The organism is Terriglobales bacterium (assembly GCA_035457425.1).
GTDB lineage: Bacteria > Acidobacteriota > Terriglobia > Terriglobales > Acidobacteriaceae > JACPNR01.
In genome coordinates, this window is the sequence record DATIBR010000155.1 from 1 (window position 1) to 15,533 (window position 15,533).

General features: G+C 66.2%; 12 protein-coding genes. 5 read left to right on the plus strand and 7 right to left on the minus strand.

All coding sequences use genetic code 11. From position 1 onward, the window contains the following. The first annotated feature begins 160 nt into the window (after window positions 1–160). Window positions 161–1,129 carry a MoxR family ATPase gene (locus VLA96_11780; protein ID HSE49880.1) on the plus strand — a complete coding sequence of 323 codons (969 nt, stop codon included), beginning with the start codon at window positions 161–163 and terminating at the stop codon, window positions 1,127–1,129. Here VLA96_11780 and VLA96_11785 read toward each other — a convergent pair whose 3' ends face one another. Next, on the minus strand, window positions 1,130–1,621 hold the full coding sequence (locus tag VLA96_11785) for a hypothetical protein (protein HSE49881.1): 492 nt from the start codon (window positions 1,619–1,621) through the stop codon (window positions 1,130–1,132). Between the two features lie 72 nt (window positions 1,622–1,693). Between VLA96_11785 and VLA96_11790 the strand changes: the two genes are divergently transcribed. Next, window positions 1,694–2,155, plus strand: coding sequence for a DUF4149 domain-containing protein (locus VLA96_11790; GenBank protein ID HSE49882.1), 462 nt, complete (start codon window positions 1,694–1,696; stop codon window positions 2,153–2,155). A 162-nt stretch (window positions 2,156–2,317) separates the two neighbouring features. Here VLA96_11790 and VLA96_11795 read toward each other — a convergent pair whose 3' ends face one another. The 4 genes from VLA96_11795 to VLA96_11810 all read right to left on the minus strand — a co-directional run bounded on the left by VLA96_11795 (window position 2,318) and on the right by VLA96_11810 (window position 8,552). After that, the gene (locus VLA96_11795; GenBank protein HSE49883.1) at window positions 2,318–3,583 is read right to left on the minus strand and encodes a lipoprotein-releasing ABC transporter permease subunit; all 1,266 of its coding nucleotides are present in this window, start codon (window positions 3,581–3,583) and stop codon (window positions 2,318–2,320) included. A 10-nt stretch (window positions 3,584–3,593) separates the two neighbouring features. Continuing rightward, a complete protein-coding gene (locus VLA96_11800; GenBank protein HSE49884.1) occupies window positions 3,594–4,178 on the minus strand; it encodes an isoprenylcysteine carboxylmethyltransferase family protein in 585 nt (194 codons plus the stop codon). A 95-nt stretch (window positions 4,179–4,273) separates the two neighbouring features. Further along, on the minus strand, window positions 4,274–6,580 hold the full coding sequence (locus VLA96_11805; protein HSE49885.1) for a hypothetical protein: 2,307 nt from the start codon (window positions 6,578–6,580) through the stop codon (window positions 4,274–4,276). Window positions 6,581–6,854: 274 nt separating this feature from the next. Beyond that, window positions 6,855–8,552: a SpoIVB peptidase S55 domain-containing protein gene (locus VLA96_11810; GenBank protein ID HSE49886.1), complete on the minus strand. Its 1,698-nt coding sequence runs from the start codon at window positions 8,550–8,552 to the stop codon at window positions 6,855–6,857. Window positions 8,553–8,802: 250 nt separating this feature from the next. Between VLA96_11810 and VLA96_11815 the strand changes: the two genes are divergently transcribed. Next, window positions 8,803–9,990: a VWA domain-containing protein gene (locus VLA96_11815; protein HSE49887.1), complete on the plus strand. Its 1,188-nt coding sequence runs from the start codon at window positions 8,803–8,805 to the stop codon at window positions 9,988–9,990. A gap of 45 nt (window positions 9,991–10,035) precedes the next feature. Here the strand turns inward: VLA96_11815 and VLA96_11820 are convergent, their stop codons facing one another. Beyond that, window positions 10,036–10,776 carry a ZIP family metal transporter gene (locus VLA96_11820; GenBank protein HSE49888.1) on the minus strand — a complete coding sequence of 247 codons (741 nt, stop codon included), beginning with the start codon at window positions 10,774–10,776 and terminating at the stop codon, window positions 10,036–10,038. Between the two features lie 2 nt (window positions 10,777–10,778). Continuing rightward, window positions 10,779–11,858, minus strand: a complete 1,080-nt coding sequence (gene ychF / locus VLA96_11825; protein HSE49889.1) for a redox-regulated ATPase YchF — start codon at window positions 11,856–11,858, stop codon at window positions 10,779–10,781. A gap of 294 nt (window positions 11,859–12,152) precedes the next feature. Between ychF and VLA96_11830 the strand changes: the two genes are divergently transcribed. Together VLA96_11830 and VLA96_11835 are read left to right on the plus strand one after the other, a co-directional pair. Beyond that, a complete protein-coding gene (locus VLA96_11830; protein ID HSE49890.1) occupies window positions 12,153–12,842 on the plus strand; it encodes an ABC transporter ATP-binding protein in 690 nt (229 codons plus the stop codon). A gap of 225 nt (window positions 12,843–13,067) precedes the next feature. Then, window positions 13,068–15,518 (plus strand): ATP-dependent Clp protease ATP-binding subunit, encoded by a 2,451-nt coding sequence (locus VLA96_11835; protein HSE49891.1) that lies wholly within the window; start codon window positions 13,068–13,070, stop codon window positions 15,516–15,518. The last annotated feature ends 15 nt before the right edge of the window (window positions 15,519–15,533 follow it).

A 15,533-nucleotide genomic window follows, 5' to 3' on the forward strand; every position in this document is an offset into this window, starting at 1 on the left:
CGAAGCGGGTGGCGCGGCTCATCGGGCGGGCGTCGCTCACGGGGCCGGCGGCGTAAGGAACAGGTTTCTCGTTTCTCGTTCCTCGTTCCTCGTTTTGCCGGTCGAACGGCAGGCGAGAAACGAGAAACGAGGAACGAGAAACGATATACTCCAGCCATCCATGAACCCACAGGCGGCAATCGGGAGCGAGACGCTGTCGAAGGGCGCGGTCGCGCTCGAAGGCGCGCTCAAGCGCGTGATCCGCGGCAAGGACGAGGTCGTCCGGCTGGCGGTGGTGTGCGCGCTCGCCCGCGGGCACCTGCTGATCGAGGGCGTGCCGGGCGTGGGCAAGACGACGCTGGCGCAGTCGCTGGCGCGCGCCGTCGATTGCTCGTTCCAGCGCATCCAGTTCACCTCCGACATGCTGCCGAGCGACGTGGTGGGCATCTCCATCTACTCGGCGATGGAGCAGAAGTTCGAGTTCAAGCCGGGCCCGGTGTTCGCCAACGTGGTGCTGGCCGACGAGATCAACCGCACCACGCCCAAGACGCAGTCGGCGCTGCTGGAGGCGATGAACGAAGGCCAGGTCACGGTGGACGCGCACTCCTATCCGCTGCCGCAGCCGTTCCTGGTGATCGCCACGCAGAACCCGGTGGAGCACCACGGGACGTATCCGCTGCCGGAGTCGCAGATGGACCGCTTCCTCATCCGCGCGCACATGGGATATCCCGAGGCGGGGAGCGAGCGCGAGATCCTGCGCGCGGAAGCGGGCGCGGCGCAGCTCGAAGCGATGCGGCCGGTGCTGACCGCCGCCGAGGTCACCGCGATGCAGCAGGAAGTGACGCGCGTGCGGGTGGACGACTCGCTGGTGGACTACACGCTCGAGATCGTGAAGCGCACGCGCAACTCGGAGTACCTGTCGCTGGGCGTCTCGCCGCGCGGGTCGCTCATGCTGTACCGCGCGGCGCAGGCGCTGGCGTTCGTCGAGGGCCGCAACTTCGCCACGCCCGACGACTTCAAACACCTGGCGGCGGCGGTGTTCTCGCATCGCGTGGTGCCGAACGCGCGCTATTCCACCACGCTCAAGAAGAGCGAGCAGGCCGACCAGATCGTGCGCGAGATCGTGGCCGGCGTGCCCGTGCCGGTCTAGCTACTGCTTCTTCCCTCTCCTCTTCATCATGGGCTTGAGAGCCTGCTCGGCGGAGATCTCCTGGCCGGCGTCATCCACGTAGTGGATGTCGAACGGCCCGTCCCCCGCCAGGAAGAACGCGCACGCCGTCTTGCACACGAAGCTGTGCTGATTCTTCGATGGCAGGTGAATGAACGCGCCGGGCGCCAGGGTCTGCGGCTTTTCTCCCGGCATGGTGATGCTCGCGCTGCCACTGTGGAAGCTGAGCTGCTCGGCCGGCGTGTGCCAGTGCCGCGGGATATTGCAGCCGGCCGTGGCCTTGATCATCAGCACGAAGGCGCCCTTCCCCGGGTCGCCGTGCAGGACCGCTGCCTTGGCGCACGTGGGAACGTTGGGGACGTTATCGAACTTCATCTTGGCCGGGCTGACGGCCATGGGCATCGAGCCCATGTCCTGCCCGAACGCGGCAATGGCGAGTAACAGCGTGACCGCAACTGCCAGGGAGAGTCTCATGGCATCCTCCTGCTCGAGATGACGAAATGGCGGGGAAGAATCTTACAACGACTGCCGTGCCATAATCACGGCGTGCCGAATCTCCTGCGGTTCCTGATGATACTGTCGCTGGCCGTCTGGCTGGGGGGCATCGTGTTCTTCGGCGCGGTGATGGCGCCGGCGCTGTTCTCCATTCTGCCGAAGCGCGAGCTGGCCGGCGCGGTGGTGACGCGCACGCTCGGCGGGCTGCACTGGATCGGCATCGTCGCGGCGGTGGTGTTCCTGGCGTGCTCGCTGCTGGCGACGCGGACGATCGCGTGGCGCGACGGCCTGGTGGTCGCGATGCTGGCGCTCACGCTCGTCTCGCAGTTCGGCGTCGCGCGCCGGATGCAAGCGCTGCGCGCCAACATGGTGGAGATCGATGCGGTCGCGCCCAGCGACCCGCGGCGCGTCGAGTTCAACCGGCTGCACCGCATCTCGACCGGATTGGAGCAGGCGGTGCTGCTGCTGGGGCTGGTGGTGCTGTGGACCTTGTCTCGCCAATCTAGTCGTTAACCTTTCCCAGTCTTGTCATTCCGACCGAGCGCGAGCCCGCTCGCGGGTGAGCGCGAGCGGAGGAAGCCCTATAATCCCCGCCGTGTCGTATCGCAGTTTCATAGCGCTTCCTCCGCTCGCGCTCGCTAGAGCTCGCGCTTCGGTCGGAATGACAACTCTTACCTACTCGTAGCGCAGCGCTTCGGCGGGCAGGATGCGCGAGGCCGACCACGACGGGTAGATGGTCGCGACCAGCGAGATGAGCAGCGCGGTCACCGCCACCAGCACGCCGTCGATGGGCCGTGCCGAGGCCGGCACGTAGGCGATCGAATAGACCTCCGGGTTCAGCTTGAAGAACTGGTAGTGGCTGAGCGCCCACGTCCCGAGATAGCCGAGGATGAGCCCGAAGAACGTGCCGATGGTCCCGATGAGAACGCCCTGGCCGATGAAGATGCGGCGGATCTGCGACTTCTTCGCGCCCATGGACATGAGCACGGCGATGTCGCGCGTCTTCTCCATCACCATCATGGTGAGCGAGATGAGGATGTTGAGCGCGGCGACGAAGACGATGAGGCCGATGGCGAGGAACATCACGCGGCGCTCCATCTGCAGCGCCTCGAAGATCTGCTTGTTCTGCTCCATCCAGCTCGACGACATGAAGCCGCGCCCGGCGGCCTGCTCGAGCTGGTGGCCGATCTCATTCGCGCGGTAGATATCGTCGACCTTGAACTCGAGGACGCTGGCGACGTCGCCCAGGCCGAAGAGCTGCTGCGCGTCGCGCAGCCGGATGAACGCCCACGACTTGTCGTAGTCGTAGAAGCCGGAGTGGAAGACGCCGACGACCTTGAAGCGCACGTATTTCGGCACGATGCCGAAGGGCGTGAGCTCGCCCTGGGGCGAGGTGACGAGCACGACCGAGCCAACGGTCGCGCCCAGGTCGTTGGCCATCTCGTGCCCGAGCACGATGGGCGGCAGGTCGGGCGAGGCAGTCTCACCCGGGCCGGGAGTGGCCGGAGGGGGCCCAGGCTCCAGCTTCTCCGCCGAGCCGAGCTTCACGGTGTTGAGCAGCTCGCTGACGCGCTTCTCGTACTGCGGGAGCACGCCCTTGATGACCGCGCCGGTGGCGCGCGCACCGCGCGAGACCAGCACCTGCTCGTAGATGGCGGGCGCCGCCGCCTTCACGCCCGGCTGCTTTTCCAGGCGCTCGAGCAGCGCCGGCCAGTCGCGAATGCCGTCGGACTCGATGCGCATCAGGTTGACGTGGCTGGAAGCGCCGAGCAGGCGGTTCTGCAGGTCCTGGCGGAATCCGTTGTTGATGGCGAGCGCGATGATGAGCGACGCCACACCCGCTGCGACTCCCGCGACCGAGATCCCGGTGATGACGCCAATGACGGCCTGGCGGCGCTTGGCGCGCAGATAGCGGGATGCGACGAATAGTTCGAAGCGCATGCGTGGTCGGCTAACCGACCCTAGGGATTATCGCAGGAACACGCTTCTGGTAGTCACGGTAGGCGTCGCCAAAGCGGGCGACGAGCTCGCGCTCCTCGAGCGCGATCATCACCGGGAACGCGAGCAGCGCCCACGCCAGCAGGAGGTAGTCGGCGAGCAGGCCGCTGCCCACCGTCCAGCCGGTCACCATCAGGAGCGCGGCAAGATAAATGGGATGCCGCATGCGGGCATGCATCCCCTCGGTCACGAGGCGCTGCTCCTGGGCTTGCTCGATCTCCGAGCGGCCCACCAGCTGGCCGCCGGTGAATCGCTTGTCGCGGCGGACGGCGCGGTAGGTGGCCATCGCGCCCAGGACGAGCAGCGCGCCGGCGATGCGCGCCGGCCAGTTGTCGTAGAGCTGCGTGCGGCTGTACGGGAAGGTGAGGAAGCCGAGGAGCAGGTAGGTGAGCAGCCACATCGGCACGATGTAAAGGAACGGCCGGCGGACGCGCCGCCAGCGCGCTGCGAACGGATGCACCATGAACCAGTACGCCGGGATGACGGCGTAGGCCATCGGGATGACCCAGGCGACGGTGAGCAGGATGGCGCGCAGCACGCGCACATTCTAAAGGGAGGTGGCGCGGGACCGGCGGGGTCGCCGGTCCCTACCGGAGAATTTTGTGGGGTAGGCGCCGGCGACTCGCCGGCGCGCTATTTTCCGCGGACGACCGTCTTCGCCGTAGCCATATTGCCGTAGCGGTCATAGACGCGGACCACGACAACGTGCTCCGAGGAATCGCCGCGCTGCTTCTTGTCGGGCGCGGCGGCGGGGATGGGCACGCTGAAGTCGTAGTTCTCCGTCCTCGAGTCGGAGATCTGGCCCACAGGCTCGACGAAGTTCCAGTCGCCGGCGTCGACCGAGTACTCGGCGCGGCGGATGGGCGAGAAGGCGTCGGAGGCGCGGAAGAGGAGGTGCAGCGCGCCGGCTTCGCTGGCGCCCGCGAGATCGCTGATGACCGGCGGCGTGGTGTCGATCTCGAAGCGGCCGGACTCCCGCTCGTCGGTGAGCGCGTCGTCGGGCGAGTGCGAGGGCGCGTCCGACGCGACGACCTTCACGGTGTAGCCGCCGTCGGGGAACAGCGCGCTCTCGACGGAGAAGAACTTGTCGGTCACGCCGTCCTTGAGCAGCTTCCAGTTGGTCTCGCCATCACCGCGGTAGTAGATGGAGTAGACGAGGTCGTCATCATTGTCGTCGTGTGCGGCCCAGCGGATGGCGACGTAGTCGGGATCGCGGAAGGCCGGCGGCGCGAAATCCGCGCGCGCCGGGGCGGGCTGCGAAACCGTCGGGCCTCCCACCTGGATGGGCCCGCTGTCGTCGCCGCCCGAAGCCGAGGGCCGCGTTCCGGCCTGGAAGCGCGCGCCCGGTTGCACGGCGAGGTCGTCGAGCGCGGGCGCCACGTTCTTGGAGCGGTAATTCAGCGCGACGCTGTCGATGCGCGGCGGCTCGGAGCCGGGCCGCAGCACGGCCTTCCACTGCACGAAGCGCGCCGGCGGGACGTCGAGCGCGGCGTCCTTCGCCAGGTCCACCTTCTTCCACGGACTCCAGTTGCGGTCGGGATTGTCGACGTTGCCGGAGCGCGCGAACAGCTCCACATTGCCGCGGCCGCGATATTCGGCGCGTCCCCAGCGCGAGAAGATGCGGGCGTCGAAGACGTCGCTCTCGTAGGAGCCTTCGCTCTCGAGCGCGGAGCCCAGCGCGAAAACCTTTCCCAGGTTGCTGGTGGAGGCGTAGAGGCCGCCGCCGGGCGCGCGCGCGAAGCCGGAGACCTGGCTGGCGCTGGCCCCGAGCAGGTCGGTGAAGTCACCGTTGCGCTCGATGGCGTAGATGCGTCCCTTGTTGCCGGTGCCGGCGAGCAGGCGGCCGCGCGGGTCGAAAGCGAGCGCGTAGACCAGGTCGTCGCGCGAGGACCAAAGGCGCTTGGGCGAGCCGTCGGGGGCGATCTGGTAGATCTCGGAGCCGGTGACGGCACCGAAGATAGGCATGGGCAGCGGAACGGCGCCGGGCTGCAGCGTGGGCTGCCCCGGGGGGCCGGGCTGCTGCGGCTGCTGCGGATTCGCGGTCGAGGTGGTGCTGAAGGTGAAGCCCCCGGCCGTCGCCGCGGGCGTCGTGGGAGCGACCGCTCCGCCGGAGCGCTTCTCGCCGGTGCCGGCGGCGTAGATGTTGCCGTCCTTGTCGAGTGCGAGCGCGGTGATCTCCTTCTTCGGCGCGCTGTAGAGCACGAAGGCTTCGCCGGCCGGCGAAATGCGATAGACGAGCCCACTGCCGTCGGAGCCGGCGACGAGGTTCCCTTTCCCGTCGAGCGCGAGCACGCGGATGTGGGCCTCGTCGCTCTTGAAGAAGAGCGTGCCTTCCCCTTTCGGCGTGACGCGGAAGATCTCCCCGCGGTCACCGGTGGCGACATAGAGCGTGCCGTCGCCCGCGAGCGCGAGGTCCCAGATGTACTTGGTCTTGGGCTCGAAATAGACGCTGGAGCTGTAGGCCGGGTCGAGCGCGATCTCCGAGGAAGCGGTGGCTTGCGCTTCGCCGGTCTTCTCCGCCGGCTTTGGCTTGGCGGCCGCTGCGCCGGGCTCGATGCGGTAGACCTTGCCGTCGGGAGAGGTGCCGGCGTAGAGCACGCCGTTCTTGTCGACGACCAGCGCCTGCACCTGCAATTCCTTGGGCGCGAAGACGACGGTCGCCTGTCCCTCGGGCGTGACCTTATAGACGCGCGCGGGCGAGCCGGTCGCGAGGTAGGCGTTGCCCTTCGCGTCGCTCGCGATGGCCCAGATGTAGGTCGAGGGCGAGGTGTAGAGCAGCTTGAAGGCGGGCGCCAGCTCCAGGCCGCCGCCGGAGCGGATGGCGATGCCCTTGGCCGTGCCTTTCTCAAGCTCGTCGAAGGAGGACTGCTCCCAGGCGCGGGTGCCCTGCGCGAGGGCGAAGGAAGAAAGAAGAAGGAGCACGAGTGCGAACTTTCTCATAAGCATGAACCTTTAGTGTACGACTCGAAGCAGACGGCGAAAAGGCGCACTACCGCACGCGGGCAGAGATCCTTCGCTTCGCTCAGGATGACGGCTGCGGGCTCTCGGTCGCGCCGGCGACCTCACGCCCGCAAGATGCCGTCCCTTGATGGAGACGGTGATGATCTGCGCGCCGCTCACGACGTAGGAGAGCGGGTAGAGATCCTTCGCTTCGCTCAGGATGACGGCTGCGGGCTCCCGGTCGCCGCGGCGACCTCACGCCCGCAAAACGCCGTCACTTGATGGAGACGGTGATGATCTGCGCGCCGCTCACGACGTACGAGAGCGGAGTGGAAGCCTCGTCCACGGCGCTCTCGCCGGTGACGAGCATGTCGCGCGTGCCGCGCATGCCGTCCATCACGTTGATGACGGAGAGCGGCAGCGTGGGCATGACTTTGTCCTCGATCATCGCCTGCGGGTTGGGCTCGAGCAACGAAACGTAGAGATGGTCGTTGAGGTGCTCCTTGTTGAGCGCGGCGATGGTGGTGCCGAGATCGAAGCGCGTGCCCCAGTTCATGGACATGCGGCGCGCGCGGTCGAGCGTGTCGGCGTCGGACACCAGGATGCGCAGCGTGCCCTTCGGGGTGGACGTCGGCACCTTTACCGGGATCTGGCGGACGATGCGCTCGCCGCGATACGGCCGCAGCACGGCTTCGACCACGATCTGGTCGCCGGGCCGCGCTTCCGTCACGTTGACGCGCGCGCTTTCCAGCTTCGCGAACTTGCGCTCGCGGATGAGGTCGAGGTCCATGGTGACGCCCTCGATCTGAGGTCGGACGTAGGGGTTCTCGAAGATGCGTCCGAAGCGGTCGCCGAGCGAGATGGCCACCGCGAAGCTGGTGGGCGCGCCCGCGTCGAGCGGCGCGTACATGTTCTTCAGGTTGACGTCCGGGTACCCAGCGACGGTGATCTTGCCGGTCATGCGGAAGGTGATGTCGTCGCCCGCGTCGGTCATGCTCTGCAGCGAGTTGAAGACGGTCGCCATCATGAGCAGCGGCGTGATCTTGGAGTTCGACAAGACCTCGTACCGGTAGCTGCGCGGGGTCGAGCCGCCGTGCACGGTGAGCGTCACCGGGATCATGCGGGGCTCCTTGCCCATGCGACCCATGATGCCGGTGTGGCGGTCCTGCACGAAGGAGCCGACCTGCTCGGTGGCGTTGACGATCTTGAAAGCGTTGGCGGGCGAGGGCAGCGTGGCGAGCACGGTGGCCTTGGTCATCGGCATGTCGACCATGCCGAACTGGAGCAGCGGGTGGCCGCACGCCAGCAGGCGCTCGGGATCCATGTAGGTGACGGTGCAGGTGGCGGCGATGTTCATGTCGCCGCGCACCAGCAGCGCGCTCACGGCGGAACCGGGTTCCAGCGGCTCGGGCTGCTTCTCGTCGGAGACGGAGCCCGCGCCCATGACCGGCACCATGCCGGCGGAGGCGAACTGCGGAGAGAAGCGGCGCACCGCGTCTTCACTGAATCCGGAGAAGACCAGGGGCGCGCCGATGGGCTTCAGATATTGCGCGTAGGCGGCGGGCTCGGCGGCTTCGGGCACGGTCATGGACGTCCGGGTCGTGACCGCTTTCGGCTTGCCGCCGGAGACCGGCTCGGCCGGGACGGTGCGGTCGAGCTCGTTGATGGCCAGCATCTCCTCGATGGGCGTGACGCCGGCAATGGGCTCGCGCGAGAACTCGCCCAGCCGGAACGCGATGGCGCCGGCGAGCTTCCCGTTGAAGTAGACCGGGCTGCCGCTCATGCCGGCGACCACGCCGGTGTACTCCACTTTCTTGCCGTGCAGGCGGACGAGGATGACGTCGCTCTTCGGACCGTTGAAGTTGTTCTTCAGCACGCCGAGGACCTCGACCTCCATCGGCTCGGGCTTCACGCCTTCGAACACGGTGTAGGCGACGCCCCGCATCCCGGCCTTGATCTCGCTGACGGGCATGACCGCGGGTCCCTGGACAGCAGGGGCGGAAGTCGCGGCTACGGCTTTCGGGGTTTGGGCTGATCCGGCTGCGCAGAGGACGACAAGGAGCAGGACAGGAAGGCGCGAACAGACTGACTTTTTCATACCGCTTGGGCGGAGCCCCTCGGCGAAGCTGAAAAACGGCGGCCAAGGCCGCTCGTTTCGCGTGATCGTAAAGGGGTGATCCGGCATCTATACTAGCACCAGAATCTCTGGACCATTGGCAGCCATGTTCCCGAAAACAGCCTTAATCCGACGACTAAAAGTACTAATACTTGCGGCCCTGGCGCTGGCCCTGCTGGCCCCGCTTGGGCGGGCGCAAAGCTCGAGCTCGCAGAACTCCTCTTCCCAGCAGAACCCGCCGTCAAACCCGCAGGAGGGCGCGCCGTCCGCCGGCGGCCCCGAGGGCGACGTCGGCACCATTGCCGTGCCGAAGAAGAAGGAAGAGGCGCCGAAGGTCGAGAAGAAAGAGAAGTTCAAGCAGCCCGCAGGCCTGCCCGACTACTCCCTGCGGGTGGACGTCCCATCGGTCAACGTGGACGTGCTGGTGACGACCAAGGACGGCGGCTTCGTCCCGGGCCTGCGGCCGGAGAACTTCCGCATCCTGGAAGACGGCGTGCCGCAGAAGGTCACCAGCTTCAACCAGAGCGAGGCGCCCATCACCGCGGTGCTGCTGGTGGAGTTCGCCCACACCAGCTACTACTTCATCGACGACATGCTGAACGCGTCCTACAGCTTCACCCAGATGCTGAAGCCGCAGGACTGGGTGGCGGTGGTGTCGTACGACATGCGGACGAAGATCCTCACCGATTTCACGCAGGACAAGCGGCAGGTCTATGGCGCGCTCGGGACGATGCGCATCCCGGGGTTCAGCGAGACCAACCTGTTCGACGCGCTCTACGACACGCTCGACCGGCTGGAGCGCATCGAGGGACACAAGTACATCATCCTGGTCGCCAGCGGCGTCGACACCTTCAGCAAGCACACGCTCGACGACGCCTACAAGAAGGTCAAGGCCACGCCCGACGTGACCATCTACACCATCAGCACGGGCGGGTTCGTCCGCACGCTGGCGGAGAACCGCGGGATGTCGCCCATCACGAACCTCACCTACCTCCAGGCCGACAACCAGATGGCATCGTTCGCCAAGCAGACCGGCGGCGTCGCCTTCAAGCCGCGCTTCCCGGCGGAGTTCCCCGAGGTCTTCCGCGCCATCGGCGCGACCATCCGCAACCAGTACTCGCTCACCTACCACCCGACCAACACGGCCCAGGATGGCAGCTACCGCAAGATCAAGGTGGAGCTGGTGGACCCCTCGAGCGGCGGCAGGCTGAAGGTCGTCAACGAAAAAGGCAAGGAAGTGAAGTACCAGATCATCGCGCGCGACGGATACAACGCGAAGCACCAGGTGGAGTAGTCCCTAGTCCGCAGTGCGCGGAAAGCCCGGCGCAGCCGGGCTTTTCTATCTCACGTGGAAGAAGCGGTCCAGCACGAACATGAGCGCGACGCCGAGGAAGACGGTGACGGCGATGCGCCACCCGGGCTCGCGGTTGACCTCGGGCAGCAGGTCGGTGGCGGCGACGTAGATGGTCACTCCCGCCGAGAGCGGCAGGCCGGCGTCTACCGAGTGGCGGAAGACGGCCATGACCGCCACGCCCGCCAGGGTCGCGGCTCCCAGCATCACCGAGGCGCCCCACGACTTGAAGCGGCTGCGGCCGCTCGCCAGCATCACCGAGGTGACGGTGAAGCCCTCCGGCATCTTGTGCAGGAAGACGGCGAGGAAGACGATCCAGCCGAGCCAGTTCGAGACCAGGAAGCCGGAGGCGATGGCGATGCCGTCGAAGAACGCGTGGATGAGGAGCCCCAGCAGCACCGAGATGCTACGGTGCGGCGCCGCAAGCTCGTGTTCATGCGTCTCTTCGCCGAAGTGGAAGTGCCCGGTGACGGTGTGCTCGAAGAAGTGCACCAGCAGGTAGCCGGCGAGGATGAGCACCGGCGCCCAGCCGTTGCGATTCAGTTCCGGTTTCAGGCTTTCCGGAACCATCTCGATGAGCGCGGTGGCGAGCATGAAGCCGGAGCCGAGCGCGATGAAGTACTTGAGGTAGCGGCGCTCCCAGTGCTTCTGGACGATGATGGTGCCGCCCACCACGTTGGCGGTGGCCGCGGTCACGCCCAGCAGCATGGCAAGGATGATCGGCGACATGGTTATCCGCTGTGGCGAATATGCATGACGTCGCCGTCTTTCACAATGTAATCCTTGCCTTCCAGGCGCAGCGTGCCCTTGCCGCGCGCATTGGCTTCCGACCCGGCCTCGAGCAACTGGTCCCAGTGGATGGTCTCGGCGCGGATGAAATGCTTCTCCAGATCCGAGTGAATGGCGCCGGCGGCTTCCACGGCGCGCGAGCCGCGCTTCACCGTCCAGGCGCGGCACTCGTCTTCGCCGACGGTGAAGAACGAGATGAGGCCGAGCAGCTCGTAGGTCTTGCGGATCAGCCGCGCCAAGCCGCTCTCGGTCAGGCTGTAACTCGAGAGGAAGTCGGCGGCGTCGGCGTCGGACATCTCGGCCAGCTCTGCCTCTACCTTGCCGCAGATGGCGGTCGCGCCTGCGTTCGGCCGCGAGGCCACCTCCTTCAGGTTGAACTTTGCGACCGCGGCCTCCAAATCCTTGCCCAGGTCGGTGCTCTCGCTGATGTTCAGCACGTAGAGGATGGGCTTCTGGCTGAGGAACATGAAACCGCGGATCGCCTTCTCCTCGGGCGCCGAGAGCTCCATCTCGCGCAGCGGCTTCTCGCTCTCCAGCCACTTCTTCGCGCGCTGCAGCACGTCGTTCTCCGCCTGCAACTCGGGCGAGCGCATCTTCTTCAGGTCTTTTTCCAGACGCTCGAGGCGCTTCTCGATCTGTCCGAGGTCGGAGACCATGAGGTCGAAGTCCACGTTCTTGATGTCGCGCAGCGGGTCGAGCTCGCCGACGTGCGCGACCGCGGGATTGTCGAAGGCGCGCACCACATGGACCAGCGAATCCACATTGCGCAGCGTGCTGGCGTAGGCGGCCTCTTTCAGCGCCTCCTGGCCGACCGCGGCGACGTCCACGTATTCCACGCTGGCGTGCACCGTCTTCTTGGGATTGAACAGCGCCGAGAGCTTGTCCAGCCGCTCGTCGGGCACTTTCGCCACGCCGAGGTGCGCCTCGCGCGGGTTGGCGTGCTCCGCGACATGCGCCTTCGTCAGGATCTGGAAGAGCGCCGACTTGCCGACCTGGGGAAGACCGATGATCCCTGACTTCATTCCGTTCCCTTCTGCGGGTCGCTCAGCGGCCTTGCCGCCGCGAGCCCAAACTATTCAGTAGACCAGAGACGCAGGCGCGGCGCAAAGCGCGCGCCTGGGAGCGTTCTTGAGGCAGGCAACTCCGGAGATCCATATTGGGTTTGGTTGCCTGACCCGCCGCGGCGGGGTACTCTCGGCTTCGGAACCTGCGCGGGGCGGCGGTGTTCTAATAGGGAGCGCGCGGAAAGCCGCGTTGGAAGCGGCGAATCTCTCGCGACGAAAGGGCAGCCGGTGCATCTAACAGAACAGGCCGAGATGCTGCGGGTCGAGAACCTCAAGAAGGTCTTCCGCAGCGGCAGGTCAGACCTGGTGCTCTTTGAAAACCTGTCCTTCCGGGTACGGAAGGGAGAGATGCTGGCGATCGTGGGGGAAAGCGGCGCGGGCAAGAGTACCTTGCTGCACATCATGGGAGCTCTTGATACCCCGTCCGCAGGCGACGTATACTGCGCCGCAATGCAGCTGCGATCGCTTTCCGACGATGCCGCGGCGGAATTCCGAAACAATCGAATAGGGTTCGTCTGGCAGTTCCACTACCTGCTGCCGGAATTCACCGCGGTGGAGAACGTCGCGATGCCGCTGTTGATGCGGGGCCGCGACAAGTCGGAGGCCGAACGCGAGGCGCTCGGGTGGTTGCGCGAAGTCGGGCTGGAAGAGCGCGCGCACCATCGTTCGGGCGAGTTGAGCGGGGGCGAGCAGCAGCGCGTCGCGCTGGCGCGCGCGCTCATCACCAGGCCGCAGCTGCTGATGGCCGACGAGCCGACCGGCGACCTGGACGCGAAGACCGCCGAAGCCGTATTCGAGCTGATCGCGCGGCTGCATCGCGAGCATCAGCTCACCTCCCTCATCGTCACCCACAACATGGATTTCGCCCGGCGCTGCGACCGCGTGTTGCGCCTGGCGGGCGGGCGCGTGGAGGAGTTGCGGCCGGAAAGTTTGCCGGCGTAGAGGAAACGCCGGAGGGACAGGTCTTGGGTTTGGTTGTGCGGGACCGAACGAGGTGTTCCCGCAGTTGGTTTTTGCTGGTGAAGGCGCAGGGCGAGTCGCATAATGGCCTTGTCCCCAGCAGAAGGTGTTGCTCTCGGGCTCAGCGGTGACTCCGAGGGCACGGAGAAGGAGGCTTGGCGTCCGCCGCATGGTGCGGCTCCCGCGCAAGTCCTCCGGAGAGGGAACATGTTCGAGCGGTACACGGAAAAAGCGCGGCGCGTGATCTTCTTCGCGCGCTACGAAGCCAGCCAATTCGGCTCCCCCTACATCGAGACCGAACACCTGCTGTTGGGCCTGCTGCGCGAAGACAAGGCCCTGACGAACCGGTTCCTGCGGTCGCACGCCTCCGTGGAATCGATCCGCAAGCAGATCGAGGGTCACACCACGATCCGCGAGAAGGTCTCGACCTCGGTCGATCTTCCACTCTCCAACGAATGCAAGCGCGTGCTGGCGTACGCCGCGGAAGAAGCGGAGCGGCTGTCGCACAAGCACATCGGCACCGAGCACCTGCTGCTCGGGCTGCTGCGCGAAGAAAAATGCTACGCCGCGGAGATCCTGCACGAGCGCGGCCTGCGCCTCTCGGCCATCCGCGAGGAGCTGGCGCGCACCACGCAGGAGAAAGCCCCGCAGCAGCAGCGCAACCGCGAGTCTTCCCTGCTCTCCGAGTTCTCGCGCGACCTCACGCAGGCCGCCATGGACAACCAGCTCGACCCGCTGGTCGGGCGCGACTCCGAACTGGAGCGCGTGGTCCAGATCCTGTGCCGCCGGACGAAGAACAACCCGGTGCTGATCGGCGAGCCGGGCGTGGGCAAGACGGCCATCGTCGAAGGCCTGGCACAGCGCATCGCCGACGGCGACGTTCCGTCGTTCCTGGCGGACAAGCGCATCCTGGCGCTCGATCTTTCGCTCATCGTCGCCGGCACCAAGTACCGCGGCCAGTTCGAAGAGCGTCTGAAGACCATCATGAAAGAGCTGATGGACAATCAGAACGCCATCATCTTCATCGACGAGCTGCACACGCTGGTCGGAGCGGGCTCGGCGGAAGGCTCGCTCGACGCCGCCAACATCCTGAAGCCCGCGCTCTCGCGCGGCGAGATCCAGTGCATCGGCGCGACCACGCCGGGCGAGTACCGCAAGTCCATCGAGAAGGACCGGTCGCTCGAGCGCCGCTTCCAGTCGGTGAAGGTGCCGCCCCCGGACGAGCCGACCGCGGTCAAGATCCTGCAGGGGATCAAGGATCGCTACGAGAAGTTCCACGCGGTCACCTACACGGAAGACGCGGTGCAGTACAGCGTGTTCCACTCGAACCGCTACATCCCGGACCGCTACCTGCCCGACAAGGCGATCGACCTGATCGACGAGGCGGGCGCGCGCGTGAAGCTGCGCCAGACCTCGCTGCCCGACGAGATCACCGACGTGCAGAAGCGCATCAAGTTCATCGTCCACCGCATGGAGAACGCCATCGCGAACCACGAGTTCGAGAAGGCGCGCTTCTACTCGGACGAAGAGCGCAAGGAGCGCGAGAACCTGCGCGCCCTGCGCGAGAAGTATCACCTCGACGAGTCGTCCACCGGCGTGGTCGGCCGCGAGGACATCGAGGACGTGGTCTCGCGCTGGACGGGCGTGCCCATCACCTCGATCAAGGAAGAAGAGTCGCAGAAGCTGCTGCGCATCGAGGAAGAGCTGCACAAGCGCGTCATCTCGCAGGACAAGGCCATCTCGGCCCTGGCCCGCGCCATCCGCCGCTCGCGCGCCGGCCTGAAGAACCCGAACCGCCCGGTGGGCTCGTTCCTGTTCCTCGGTCCGACCGGCGTCGGCAAGACGGAAGTCGCGCGCACGCTCGCGCAGTTCATGTTCGGCTCGGAGAAGTCGCTCATCCGCTTCGACATGTCGGAGTTCATGGAGAAGCATTCGGTGTCGAAGCTCATCGGCTCGCCTCCGGGCTACGTGGGCTACGAAGAGGGCGGCCAGCTCACCGAGCGCGTGAAGCGCGCGCCCTACTCGGTCGTCCTGCTCGACGAGATCGAGAAGGCGCACCCCGACGTGTTCAACATCCTGCTGCAGGTCTTCGAAGACGGGCAGCTCACCGATGGTCTCGGCAACACGGTGGACTTCAAGAACGCCATCATCGTGATGACCTCGAACATCGGCGCGCGCCACCTGCAAAAGCGCACCGGCCTCGGCTTCCAGTCGGACAAGGAAGACATGGTGTCCGAAAAGGTCGAGGAGATGGTGAAGAACGAGGTCAAGCGCACCTTCAACCCCGAGTTCCTCAACCGTCTGGACGAAGTGATCCTGTTCCAGGCGCTGACGGAGAAGGACCTCATCCAGATCGTGGAGCTGATGGTCGGCCAGCTGAACCAGAACCTGGCGCAGCGGCACATCACCATCACGGTCACGGAAGAGGCGCGCAAGTGGATCCTGGACAAGACGCTGACGGACCGCAGCTACGGCGCGCGCCCGCTGCGCAGAGCCATCCAGCGCTACATCGAGGACCCGCTCTCGGAAGCGCTCATCCAGGGCAGCATCACCACCCGCCCGGCGTTCATCGAGGTCTACCTCGAGGGCACCGACCGCCTGTTCTACCGCCCGGTGGGCGAGGAGAAGCAGGAAGGCATGCTGCTGTACCAGAACTAGCGATCAGCATTCAAC

Bases quoted from the DNA above. Each gene is read 5' to 3' on its own strand.
- ychF (HSE49889.1), bottom strand. From the start codon at position 11,858: ATGAAGTCAGGGATCATCGGTCTTCCCCAGGTCGGCAAGTCGGCGCTC.
- VLA96_11805 (HSE49885.1), bottom strand. From the start codon at position 6,580: ATGAGAAAGTTCGCACTCGTGCTCCTTCTTCTTTCTTCCTTCGCCCTC.
- VLA96_11835 (HSE49891.1), top strand. From the start codon at position 13,068: ATGTTCGAGCGGTACACGGAAAAAGCGCGGCGCGTGATCTTCTTCGCG.
- VLA96_11795 (HSE49883.1), bottom strand. From the start codon at position 3,583: ATGCGCTTCGAACTATTCGTCGCATCCCGCTATCTGCGCGCCAAGCGC.
- VLA96_11785 (HSE49881.1), bottom strand. From the start codon at position 1,621: ATGAGACTCTCCCTGGCAGTTGCGGTCACGCTGTTACTCGCCATTGCC.
- VLA96_11810 (HSE49886.1), bottom strand. From the start codon at position 8,552: ATGCCCGTCAGCGAGATCAAGGCCGGGATGCGGGGCGTCGCCTACACC.
- VLA96_11815 (HSE49887.1), top strand. From the start codon at position 8,803: ATGTTCCCGAAAACAGCCTTAATCCGACGACTAAAAGTACTAATACTT.
- VLA96_11780 (HSE49880.1), top strand. From the start codon at position 161: ATGAACCCACAGGCGGCAATCGGGAGCGAGACGCTGTCGAAGGGCGCG.
- VLA96_11820 (HSE49888.1), bottom strand. From the start codon at position 10,776: ATGTCGCCGATCATCCTTGCCATGCTGCTGGGCGTGACCGCGGCCACC.
- VLA96_11830 (HSE49890.1), top strand. From the start codon at position 12,153: ATGCTGCGGGTCGAGAACCTCAAGAAGGTCTTCCGCAGCGGCAGGTCA.